Genomic DNA, 11,243 nt, shown 5'->3' on the forward strand with positions numbered 1-11,243 from the left:
CCGACCATGTATCAATTCTCCTACGCCGACATCCAGACCGACTCCGTCGCCGACGCCAAGGACAGGGAGCGACAGCTTCTCACGCGCTCGATCGACATGTTGTCGGCGGCCTCTGCCGTCGGCATCGAATCGATGGAAGCGGTCGAAGCGCTGCACTTCACCAACCGCATCTGGACCACCTTCGTCGAGGATCTCGGCTCCAGCGACAACGCGCTGCCGAAAGAGCTACGCGCCAATTTGATCTCCATCGGCCTGTGGCTGCTGCGCGAGACGGAGGACATCCGCCAGGGCCGCACCAACAATTTCGAAGGATTGATCGAAGTCTCGCAGATCATCCGAGACGGCATCCAATGACCAACACGCTGAAGATCTCGCTCAAGCCGAACGAGAAGATCTACATCAACGGCGCCGTTATCCGCGTCGACCGCAAGGTCACGCTCGAATTGATGAACGACGTGCAATTCCTGCTTGAGAGCCATGTCATCCAGGCCGATCAGGCCTCGACGCCGCTCAGGCAGCTCTATTTCATCGTGCAGATCATGCTGATCAATCCGGTCGGCGCCGCGGAAGCCCGCGATATGTTCCGCCGCTCGCTGCCGATGCTGATTGCAAGTTTCTACAATCCCGACATCTGCAAGGCCTTGAAGCAGATCGACCGCATGGTCGGCGAGGATGAGATCTACGAAGCGCTGAAGGCGATCCGGGCGCTTTATCCGCTCGAGCGCAAGGCGCTCGAGGACAATGACGACAGTCGTGAAGCGCCGCGGGCGCTTGCGGTGGGAGCTTAAGACATGACCGTGGACATGACGACGACGATACCGGCCGGTGCAAACTCCAGCACCACGCAGACCTCGAAGACGGCGGTCGACTACCAGTCGTTCCTGAAGCTGCTCATCGCCGAGATGAAGAACCAGGATCCGACCAAGCCGATGGATTCCACACAGTATGTCGCGCAGCTCGCGACCTTCTCGCAGGTCGAACAATCGGTGCAGACCAACACCAAGCTCGACCAGATCATGTCGTCGTCGGCGCTGTCGCAGGCCGATGCGATCATCGGGCGCAACATCACCTCGGCCGACGGCAAGACCTCGGGAACCGTGGCGTCGGTGACACTGTCGAGCAGCGGCCTGGTCGCGGTGCTGCAGGACGGCACCAAGGTGCCCGTCGGCGAAGGCGTGTCCATCAAGCCGGCAAGCTAGGAAGAACCGGAATGAATGAGGCCGACGCCCTCGATATCGTCCAATACGCGGTATGGACGGTGCTCACGGCCTCCGCCCCTGTGGTGCTGGTGGCGATGGCCGTCGGCATTGGCATCGCGCTCATCCAAGCGCTGACCCAGATCCAGGAAATCACGCTCACCTTCGTGCCCAAGATCGTTGCCATCATGCTGGTGGTGGCGTTGACCGGCCCGTTCATGGGCAGCCAGATCTCGGCTTTCACCAACGTCATCTTCGAGCGCATCGAGCACGGTTTCTGAGGCCTGCCGGGGCGGATCCTGAACCGCTCGCACAAGGTCGGAAGATCGCTTGCGGCCAGAGTGCCAGCGGTTAGATTGTCTTCGCGCGGGCTGGCGTTTTGTTCAGACGATTTCGGGAAGCGATGCATCAGGCAAAGGCGGACGGCGGGCGATGTGCGGGATAGCCGGCGTCTGGCGAAAGCGCGATCCGATCGGCAGCGGCGACCTTGCTGATGTCGCCTGCATGATGCAGGCCTTGGCGCATCGCGGTCCTGATGACCACGACAGCTGGAACAATGCCCGCCTGGCGCTCGGCCATCGCCGGCTTGCCATCATCGATCCCTCGCCCGCCGCCCGCGAGCCGATGCTGACCGCCTCGGGCGACGGGGTCCTCTGCTACAATGGCGAGGTCTACAATTACCGCGCGCTGCGCAAGGAGCTAGAGGCGGAAGGCCTGACCTTTCGCAGCGTCTCCGACACCGAGGTCGTGCTGCAGGCCCTGCATCGCTGGGGGCCGGAAAAGGCCGTGCCGCTGTTCGACGGCATGTTCGCCTTCGCCTACTTCGATGCCCGCGACAACGCCTTGTGGCTCGCCCGTGATCGGCTGGGCATCAAGCCGATGTCAGTCGCCGAGACAGAGGGCAGGCTGCTGTTCGCCTCCGAGGACAAGGCCATTCTCGCCTGCGCCGATTTCCCGCGCCGTGTCGACACGCGCGAGCTCACCTTGCGGCTCGCCTGGCAGAGCCGCGATTCGAGCTACAGCGTCTTCGAGGGCATCGAGCGCCTGCCGCCGGCCGGCCTCTGGAAGATCGGCGATGACGGCATCGAAAAGCATCGCTACTGGCACGTGCTCGATGTGCTGAAGACGGAGCGCATCGCCGGTGACCGAGTTTCCGACGCCGAGCACATGGCGACCCTGCAAACCCTGCTCCAGCAAAGCGTCGAGCTGCACTGCATCGCCGACACCAGCCTCGCCGCCGCCTGCAGTGGCGGCGTCGATTCAGGCCTGATCACAGCGCTTGCCAAGAACTTCCGGCCGGAGATGCACGCCTATGTCGTCGACCCGAAGCTTGGCACCAGCGAGGCCGAAGACGCCGAGCGGACCGGCCGCCATGTTGGCGTCGACCTGCGCCGGGTGCCCGTCGATCAGGACCGTTTCTTCGCGCTCTGGCCGCGCGCCGTCTGGCATCTCGAAACCGATGGCTGGCATGCAAGCCATGCCGGCCTGCTGGCGCTTGCCGAGCAATGCCGCACCGACGGCGTCAAGGTGCTGCTCACCGGCGAGGGTTCCGACGAGCTGTTCGGCGGCTACAAATGGCAGGCATCGACGATGCGGCTGTGGCGCCAGCCCTGGCTGCCGCGCCTGTTCCAGTCGAAAGCCCGGCGCGACCGCAAGTTCGCGCAGCTGCGCAGGGCGCCGTTCCGCAACTCGGTCGGCCGCGGCTCGCCCTGGGACCGCAACATCGCGCAGCGGGCACTGTCGCCGGAACTGAACTTCCTGCAGACCAAATTGTTCGATAGGCTGGAAGGTGTATCGCCGCTGGATGACCGCGCTTTCCTGGCAAGCTGCTTCTACGATCTCTACTCGCACCTGCAGGACCTTTTGCACCGGCACGACAGGCTGAGCATGGCGGCGTCGGTCGAGCTCAGGGTGCCGTTCCTCGAGAACCGGCTGATCGACTTCGCGATCCACCTGCCGAGGCGGCACAAATACCGTGGCGGCACCGGCAAGTGGCTGCTCAAACAGGTCGCCGAAACCCATCTGCCGCGCCAGAACATCCGCGCGGCAAAGAACGGCTTTCAGATGTCCGAGGCTTTCTCCGCCGGTACGCAAGGCCTGCTGCGCGGCGGCCTGCTGCGCGATGCCATGAAGTGGTCGTCGTCCGAAGTCGAGGACCTGACCGAAATGGCGAAGAGGCAGGAACCGTCGAGACTGCGCCTCGTCGGCATGGAAATTCTGCTTCGGCTCTATCTGGGCGGCGAGACGCCGGAGAGCCTCACCGAAGCGCTGCATCGCGAGGCGGCGAAGGCCAGATAGCGATAAAATTGGTCCAGAGCGGCGAGATGCTTGGTTTAATGCTTCGCCGACGCATTTTCGCCTTTGCCTTCCTGTTGTTGGGCCGCACTCTTTGACGACTCGCCGAAGCGCGGCGGGCCAGGTTCTATAGGCAGAGGCGGAACGGCAGCGATGATGGACGACGAGCCGGACAGCGAACGCGTCTCCGCGCTGGCGCCGTTCCGGCATGGCATTTTCCGCGCCGTCTGGTCGGCCAATCTGGTGTCGAATTTCGGCGGCCTCATCCAGGGCGTCGGCGCCGCCTGGATGATGACGACGATTGCCACCTCCTCCTACCAGGTGGCGCTGGTCCAGGCCTCCACCACCTTGCCGATCATGCTGTTCGCGCTGGTCGCCGGCGCCATTGCCGACAGCTTCAACCGCCGCATGGTCATGCTAGTCGCGCAGACCTTCATGCTGGTCGTCTCGGCGCTGCTCACCCTCTTCACCTGGTATGGCTGGATCACGCCCTGGACGCTGCTTGCCTTCACCTTCCTGATCGACAGCGGCACGGCGCTGAACAGCCCGGCCTGGCAGGCCTCGGTCGGCGATATGGTGCCGCGCACCAAGGTGCCGGCGGCGGTGGCGCTGAATTCGCTGGGCTTCAACATCACGCGCAGCGTCGGCCCGGCCATCGGCGGCGTCATCGTCGCGGCCGCGGGCGCAGCCGCCGCCTTTGCCGCCAACGCCGTCAGCTATATCGGCCTGATCGTCGTGCTCACCCGCTGGAAGCCGGAGGTGCCGGCGCAGACATTGCCGCGCGAGTCGCTGGGTGCGGCGATGGGCGCTGGCCTGCGCTATGTCGCCATGTCGCCCAACATCGCCAAGGTGCTGGTGCGCGGCGCAGCCTTCGGCTTCAGCGCCGGCGCCGTGCTCGCGCTGCTGCCGCTGGTGGCGCGCGACGTCGTAAAGGGCGACGCGCTGACCTATGGCATCATGCTCGGCGCCTTCGGCATCGGCGCGGTCGGCGGCGCGCTGATCAGCGTCAGGTTGCGGCAGTTGCTGTCCAGCGAGACGATGGTGCGCATGGCTTTTGCCGGCTTCGCGGTCTGCGCCTTCAACGCCGCCGTCAGCGACAATGCCTGGCAGACGGCGGCGGGCCTTCTGATCGGCGGCGCCTGCTGGGTGATCGCGCTATCGCACTTCAACGTCACGGTGCAGATGTCGACGCCGCGCTGGGTGGTCGGCCGCGTGTTGTCGATCTACCAGACGGCTACCTTCGGCGGCATCGCGCTGGGCAGCTGGATCTGGGGCGTCGTCGCCGATGCGCATGGCGCCGAGACCGCGCTGATCGCGGCGGCCATCGCCATGCTTGCTGGCGGCGCCATCGGCCTCGTCCTGCCACTGCCGAGGCAGACGTTGCTCAACCTCGATCCACTCAACCGCTTCAAGGAGCCGATGCTGTCGCTCGATCTCAAGCCGCGCAGCGGTCCGATCGCCATCATGATCGAATACATCATCCGCGAGGAGGACGTGCCGGAGTTCCTGGCCGCCATGGCTGAACGCGGCCGCATCCGCCGCCGCGACGGCGCCCGCAACTGGACGCTCGCGCGCGATCTCGAGAACCCGACCGTGTGGATCGAGCACTACCACACCCCGACCTGGGTCGAGTATATCCGCCACAACCGGCGCGCCACCCACGCCGATGCCGTGATCGGCGAACGGGTGCGGGCGCTGCACAGCGGCGAGGACCCGCCGCGCGTGCGCCGCATGATCGAACGCCCGACGACCGCGGGCACGACGATCGTGTCACCCAAGGGCCCGATCGATCACTGAGGTCGACCGGCATTCGCGGCCGAGCATGGCGACGCCACTCTAGGCGATCAGCCGGGACTGTGGATCATGTAGAGCTTGCGCGTCTCGTGGATGTGCCACTCGCCTTTCCAGCCCTGCGGCAAGACGAGCAGGTCGCCAGGCCCGAGTTCATGCATCTCGCCGTCGGCGCGGCTGACCTCAACGCGGCCGGGGATTATGTGGCAGATCTCCGACGAGCCCGACCGGTCGGCGGTGAACCGGCCGGGCGTGCATTCCCAGATGCCAATATCGGCCGTGGCGAGGTCGCGGAAGGTCGAAAGATCGATCAAGGCTGTCTCCATGACTAAGGCAACGGGGGCAGTGGTTTCCATGTGCGGAATTGTGGTGGCGTCGAACCGCTAGTGGCCGGTGATGCTGTCGGCCAGCGCGGCAAGCTTCGAGGTGTGCGCCAACCCCGCGGCCTCGCGTTGATCGGCAATGCGGTAGAACTGGTACATCGAATGCACCCCCAGCCAGCGCAACGGCTCCGGCTCCCATGGCCGGACCTTGCGGTTGACCCAGGGCAGCCGCGTCAGCTCTGTGTTCTGACCGAGCACCAGATCGGCAAGCGTACGCCCGGAGAGATTGGAGCTCGACACGCCGAGCCCGACATAGCCGCCGGCCCAGCCGATGCGCGTCGCCGGATCGAGGCCGACAGTCGTGCACCAGTCGCGCGGCACGCCGAGCACGCCGCACCAGGCATGCTCGATCCGAGACCCAGCCGTCTGCGGCAAGAGCGTCGTCAGGATCGTATGCAACTGGTCGATCGTCGCCTGCTGCGTCTGGCCGTTGACGTCGGTGCGCGAGCCATAGCGATAGGGCACGCCGCGCCCACCCATGGTGATGCGGCCCTCGCGCGTGCGCTGCGCGTAGCAATAGGCATGCGCGGCATTGCCGAGCAGCTCATGGCCCTCCCAGCCGATCTGGCGCCAGAGTTCCTCCGACAGCGGCTCAGTGACGATCTGCGCGCTGTTCAGCGCCAGCCAGGTGCGTCCCTCACCGGGAATGCCGGCGGTGAAACCTTCCGTCGCGCGGATGATGGTCTCGGCCCGCACCGTGCCGCGAACCGTGCTGACAACGCCCTTGGCAATCGCCGTCACCGTCGTCTTCTCGTAGATCGGCACGCCGAGCCGCTCGACCGCCGCCGCCAGCCCGCGCACCAGCTTGGCCGGCTGCACCCGCGCCTGGCCATGGATGACGAAGCCGCCCAGCACATCCTTGATGGCGATGCGCGTGCGGGTGGCCGCCTGGTCGAGCAATTCGATGCGCTCCGGATCGGCGTCCCAGGAGCGGATCGTCTCGCATTCCTCGTGCACGCGCTGCAGCTGCGCCGCATTGGTGGCGACCGTCAGGTTGTCGACGCGGCGGATATCGGCGTCGATGCCTTCCTCGGTGGCGACGCGGATCACCTCATCGACGCAGCCGGCCATCGCCTGCTGCATGGCGGTGACGCCCTGACGGGTCGAGGTCTTCAGATATTTTTCGCGAGACCAGCCGAAGCCGCCCGACAGCCAGCCGCCATTGCGTCCCGAAGCGCCGAAGCCAGCGAACTCGCGCTCGACGAGCACGATGCGCAGCGATGGCTTCGCCTTCTTCAGATAATAGGCGGCCCACAGCCCGGTATAGCCGGCGCCGACGATCGCGACATCGGCCTCGATATCGCCGGGCAAAGGCGGGCGCGGCGTGGGAACCGCGCCGAGATCGGCATACCAGAACGAGATGTCGCCGTTGCGTTTGACTTGCATGGGTGGTGTCCGGATCAAGGGGCGGGCTATAAGCTCGACATGCGGCTGTAAACTGCTAGCCTTCGCCGGAAAGGTCGCGGCGCGCCTTGTCGAGCTCTTCGGCGTAACGGCGCATCAGATGGCTTTCGGTGAGCAGGCCGAGTACGATGCGCTCTTCGAAATCCTCGACCACGGCGAGTTCCTCGGCGCCGGCGCGCTGGAACGTCTCGGCCGCCGACTGGACGTTCATCGACGGCACCAGCACCGCATCCTTGAACTGGGCGAGTTTTTCGACCGGCGTCGAGCCGTCAGACCGGTCGCTGTGGAGTTCCGCCACCAGAAGCACGCCGATATAACGATCGCCCTGCTCGACGGCGATGACGCGCTGCGCCGACCCGAGCGGGATCTCCTTGCGGAATTCGTCCAGCGTGGTCGAGGCATCGATCATGCGCACGTCGCTGCGCATCATCGAGCCGACGGTGAGGCTGCGCATCCAGCCGACATCATGGGCGCTGCGGATCGTCTCGCCGCGCAGATGGAAGCGCCAGGTCGAGAAGGAGTAGCCGAAGGTTTCGCGCACCAGGATCGCCGACATGATCGACGCCGCCAGCACCACCCCGGTAAGCGTCAAGTCGCGGGTGGATTCCAGCGCCAGGAAAGTCATGGTCAAAGGACCGCCGACGACGCCGACCGCAAGCGAGGTCATGCCGACCACGGCCGAAACCGACGGATCGAGCGCGATCGACGGCGCCGCCAGCGCCATGACGCCGGCAAAGAGCTTGCCGAGCATCGCCCCCAGGAACAGCGAAGCGAAGAACAGGCCGCCGCGGAAGCCGGAGCCGAGCGAGACGGCCGATGCAGCGAGCTTCAGCACGAAGACGCTGGCGACGACGGGCAGCGCGTAGTTCATGGCGAACTCGCGATGCAGCGCGCCATGGCCGCTGGACAGCACCTGCGGCGTCACCAGCCCCAGAAGGCCGACGACGATACCGCCGATGAAGGGCCTGACCGAAGCGTCGATCGACAGCCGCACGAAGCCGCGCTCGACCATGCTCACCAGATACATGATGGCGATGGAGGCAGCGCCCCCGAACAGGCCGAGCAGCAGGAACGGCACATACTGGCTGGCGGTCAGCGGCGGCAGACCGCCGAGTTCGAGCGGGAATGGCACGCCGCCGAAAACTTCGGCCGTCAGCGAGGCCGCGATCGCCGCCGTCATGACCGGCGCGACATTGGCCACCGAATAGATGCCGATGACCAGTTCGAAGCCGTAGAAGGCGCCGGTGAGCGGTGCGTCGAAGGCCGCCGCAATACCGCCCGCCGCCCCACATCCGACCAGGATGCGGATGTCGTTGCGGCGCAGGCGGAACGCGCGCGCCAACCGCGAGGCAATGCCGGAGCCGATCTGCGTGTAACCGGCCTCCAGGCCGACCGAGGCGCCGAAGCCGCTCGAAATCATCGTCTGCACGACGATGATGAAAGTATCGGTGAGCGACATGCGCCCGCCATAGAGCGCATTGGCCTCGATCGGGTCGACCGGGGTGCGGAATTTGTAACGCCTCAGCCAGATCACCGAGAGGCCGAGCAACAGGCCACCGATCGCCGGATACATCGCCTGTGTCGGATCGGCGAGCGAGAACATCGCCGAAAGCCGGCCGCCGGGCTGCACGTCGAAGAGCAGATAATGCATGCCCTGCACCAGCGCGCTCATGCCGGTGACCAGCGCGCCCGCGATCACGCCGACGAGGCCGGCCATCAGTACGATCGCGATGCCGCGCGCCTCGAGCACGGGGATCGAGTTGATCAGCACCGCGCGAAGCCGGCGGGCGTAGACTTGTGGGTCGTTTCTGGCAGGCAACGGAGCAGCTCGCCGGTGTGCGAAAAGAGAGAATGCTGCCATGCCTGATACGCGCGGCGGCACTGCGAGGCAATCGCAATGCCGACCGCTTGTGGCGCCATTTTGGCGTTGTGCCGATTAGCGTTGCCGCAGCCTCGTTCCGCGACCAAGGAGATAGATTTAGTCAGCTACCGGAATGGTCAGCGGGCCGCAGTCGTCCTCGGCGACGAAGATCGCCAGAAGCTCGGCCGGCTCGGTGGCGCTGGCGTTCTCGGCGAAGGCGTGGATGGCGCCCGGCGCTTCGAACCAGGTCTGGCCTTGGCCGTAGGTGACGACCGGCCCGCCCTCCATCTGCGAACGCAGCGCGCCCTTGATGACGAAGGCGGTGACCGAGCCGGGGTGGCGATGCCTCGGCGTGTAGGCGTTAGGCGGAAACTCGACCAGCGCGGTGGTGATCGAATGTCCAGGCACGTTCGGCAGCCTTTCGCACGACAGCGGCTTGATAACGGTGGTCGGACGCGCCGTTGCGCCCTCCCCGGCATCGGCCGTCGTCATATGAACATGCGTGTCGGTTCCGCCGGCGACCGTGAACGTGCGGTTGCCGTGCACAACGGCCATGCCAAGCAGCCCTGACGCAATCGCGGCGACGCCGAGCAACGTCAGGCCGCGGGAAGAAGCAACATCGATCATGACGGCCTCACTTCGCCAGCCGGAAGCCGGCGTCCCAAGCAAGTTCGCGGGCAGCCTTGTCGGTCGTGACATGGTCGCTGGGCTCCGCGACATTGAATGCGCCCTGCGCTCCCTTCTCCACGGCAAGCAACGCAGCGTAAGCCGCCGCATCGACATGCAACGCCGGATCGGCGCCGGTGTCAGTGCCGGTTCCCGGTCCGTAGAGGTGGCCGTAACGCAGCACGATGCCCGTCATCGGTGAGGCTTCGAGCACATGCCGCTCCAGCGCGATGACCCCGCCGACGCTGACGGCGCGGCCGCCCTCGGCATCGCTGTCGAGCGGATCGGTCTCGGCATGCGGCTCCGCGCCGGGCGCATAGGCCCAGGCGATGCTTTGCGCGATGAGGCGCCGAGCGCCCGCCGCCTTCGCGGCGTCGACCAGGTTGCTTGTGCCCTCGTCGCGGATACGCGCGTTCCCGGCGATCGCCTCGCCCATTCGCGATGGGTCAAGCCCGGCGGGCAGATCGGTCAGTTGATGGATGACGATTTCCGGCCTGGTGGCCGCCACCGCATCGCGCAGCCCTGCCCTGTCGAACACGTCGACCACCACTGGATCGGCGCCGAGCTTGCGCAGGTCTTCCGCTTTTGCCGCCTGCCTGGTCGACGCCGTCACCTGATGGCCGGCCGCCAGAAGCTGCGGGATCAGGCGGCGGCCGATCGCGCCCGAGCCACCAGCGAGAAAAATACGATAGCCCATCGTCTTTCACTCCATGTTACGGTAATATCAGAGTACGAACAACATATAAGAGCACTGATATCATGCGCAAGGGGAATCCATCCATTCCATCTCCCGGCGAAGGCAAGCGCGGCGAGCAAGGCTATCTCGGCTATCTGCTGCGCCAGGCGGCCGGCGCCTATCGCCTGAAGGTGGAACGGGCGCTCGACGAGTTCGGCGTGACCCAGGCGCAGTTCGCGGCGCTGACCATGATCTCGGCCTATCCCGGCCTCTCCAACGCCGATCTTGCCCGGCTGGCGGTGCTGACGCCGCAGACGGTGAGCGTGATCGTCGGCAATCTGGAAAAGGCCGGTTCGCTGATCCGCACGCCGCATGCCGTACATGGCCGCATCCAGCACCTCGACCTCTCCGACAGCGGCCGCGCCTTGCTGAAGAAATGCCGCGAGCGGGTCTACAAACTGGAGGGCGAGCTGACCGCCGGGCTCTCCGCCGAAGAGGAGCGCGCAGTGCGGCGTTGGCTGGTCAGCGTCGCGACCGCGGATGCTTCACAAGCCTGAGAGCAGGTCGTTTTCAGGTCGGCGCGCCGCCATCGGTTTCGTAAAGCGTAAGCTTGCGCTCGCCAATGCCGAGCTCGACCCAGCTCGCGCGCCACTCCGCTATGTGCGCCGAGTTGAAGTGTGCATCGAGTGCAGCGCGATCGCTCCAGGCCTCCGAAACATGGATGAGCCCGGTATCCAGCACGTCCTGCGCGTAGGAATATTGAAGGCAGCCCGGCTCGGCGCGGCTCGCCAAGATCATTCTCTGCATCGCCGGCTTTGCCTGCTCCAACATGTCGGGTGGCAACCGAACCGTGCCGATGATCAGCAGCATGCGATTTTCCTTCCAGTCGACCGGGTTAAAGCGGCGTAGCCAGTCTCCCACCTTCGCGCAAGCTTGGAGGATTACCGTCAGGGGCCTGCCCTGTGCGTGGC

General features: G+C 65.7%; 13 protein-coding genes. 7 read left to right on the forward strand and 6 right to left on the reverse strand.

What is annotated here, in order from left to right; all coding sequences use genetic code 11:
- Nucleotides 1–6 precede the first annotated feature (6 nt).
- From flaF to FJ988_RS16110, 6 genes are all read left to right on the forward strand, one after another.
- On the forward strand, nt 7–354 hold the full coding sequence (flaF, locus tag FJ988_RS16085) for a flagellar biosynthesis regulator FlaF (RefSeq protein ID WP_140819316.1): 348 nt from the start codon (nt 7–9) through the stop codon (nt 352–354).
- Nucleotides 351–788 carry a flagellar biosynthesis repressor FlbT gene (flbT, locus tag FJ988_RS16090; protein WP_140819317.1) on the forward strand — a complete coding sequence of 146 codons (438 nt, stop codon included), beginning with the start codon at nt 351–353 and terminating at the stop codon, nt 786–788. The genes flaF and flbT overlap by 4 nt, the downstream gene beginning before the upstream one ends.
- Before the next feature lie 15 nt (nt 789–803).
- The gene (gene flgD, locus FJ988_RS16095) at nt 804–1,199 is read left to right on the forward strand and encodes a flagellar hook assembly protein FlgD (protein WP_181183553.1); all 396 of its coding nucleotides are present in this window, start codon (nt 804–806) and stop codon (nt 1,197–1,199) included.
- Nucleotides 1,200–1,210: 11 nt separating this feature from the next.
- Nucleotides 1,211–1,477: a flagellar biosynthesis protein FliQ gene (fliQ, locus tag FJ988_RS16100; RefSeq protein WP_140819319.1), complete on the forward strand. Its 267-nt coding sequence runs from the start codon at nt 1,211–1,213 to the stop codon at nt 1,475–1,477.
- A gap of 151 nt (nt 1,478–1,628) precedes the next feature.
- On the forward strand, nt 1,629–3,494 hold the full coding sequence (gene asnB, locus FJ988_RS16105) for an asparagine synthase (glutamine-hydrolyzing) (protein WP_140819320.1): 1,866 nt from the start codon (nt 1,629–1,631) through the stop codon (nt 3,492–3,494).
- Nucleotides 3,495–3,644: 150 nt separating this feature from the next.
- Nucleotides 3,645–5,288, forward strand: a complete 1,644-nt coding sequence (locus tag FJ988_RS16110) for an MFS transporter (RefSeq protein ID WP_140819321.1) — start codon at nt 3,645–3,647, stop codon at nt 5,286–5,288.
- A gap of 47 nt (nt 5,289–5,335) precedes the next feature.
- On the opposite strand, the gene FJ988_RS16115 is transcribed toward FJ988_RS16110, so the two are convergent.
- The 5 genes from FJ988_RS16115 to FJ988_RS16135 form a co-directional block, all read right to left on the reverse strand.
- Complete coding sequence (locus tag FJ988_RS16115; RefSeq protein ID WP_246688565.1) at nt 5,336–5,596, reverse strand: cupin domain-containing protein; 261 nt, start codon at nt 5,594–5,596, stop codon at nt 5,336–5,338.
- Between the two features lie 69 nt (nt 5,597–5,665).
- Complete coding sequence (locus FJ988_RS16120) at nt 5,666–7,051, reverse strand: FAD-binding oxidoreductase (protein WP_140819323.1); 1,386 nt, start codon at nt 7,049–7,051, stop codon at nt 5,666–5,668.
- A gap of 55 nt (nt 7,052–7,106) precedes the next feature.
- Nucleotides 7,107–8,888 carry a chloride channel protein gene (locus tag FJ988_RS16125; protein WP_140819324.1) on the reverse strand — a complete coding sequence of 594 codons (1,782 nt, stop codon included), beginning with the start codon at nt 8,886–8,888 and terminating at the stop codon, nt 7,107–7,109.
- Nucleotides 8,889–9,047: 159 nt separating this feature from the next.
- A complete protein-coding gene (locus FJ988_RS16130; protein ID WP_140819325.1) occupies nt 9,048–9,557 on the reverse strand; it encodes a cupin domain-containing protein in 510 nt (169 codons plus the stop codon).
- Between the two features lie 7 nt (nt 9,558–9,564).
- A complete protein-coding gene (locus FJ988_RS16135) occupies nt 9,565–10,293 on the reverse strand; it encodes an NAD(P)-dependent oxidoreductase (RefSeq protein ID WP_140819326.1) in 729 nt (242 codons plus the stop codon).
- Nucleotides 10,294–10,355: 62 nt separating this feature from the next.
- On the opposite strand from FJ988_RS16135, the gene FJ988_RS16140 reads away from it, so the two are divergent.
- Nucleotides 10,356–10,829 carry a MarR family winged helix-turn-helix transcriptional regulator gene (locus FJ988_RS16140; protein ID WP_140819327.1) on the forward strand — a complete coding sequence of 158 codons (474 nt, stop codon included), beginning with the start codon at nt 10,356–10,358 and terminating at the stop codon, nt 10,827–10,829.
- 13 nt (nt 10,830–10,842) lie between these two features.
- Here FJ988_RS16140 and FJ988_RS16145 read toward each other — a convergent pair whose 3' ends face one another.
- On the reverse strand, nt 10,843–11,142 hold the full coding sequence (locus FJ988_RS16145; protein WP_140819328.1) for a putative quinol monooxygenase: 300 nt from the start codon (nt 11,140–11,142) through the stop codon (nt 10,843–10,845).
- Nucleotides 11,143–11,243 lie beyond the last annotated feature (101 nt).

Source organism: Mesorhizobium sp. CU3, from assembly GCF_006442965.1.
In the GTDB taxonomy this organism is placed as follows: domain Bacteria; phylum Pseudomonadota; class Alphaproteobacteria; order Rhizobiales; family Rhizobiaceae; genus Mesorhizobium.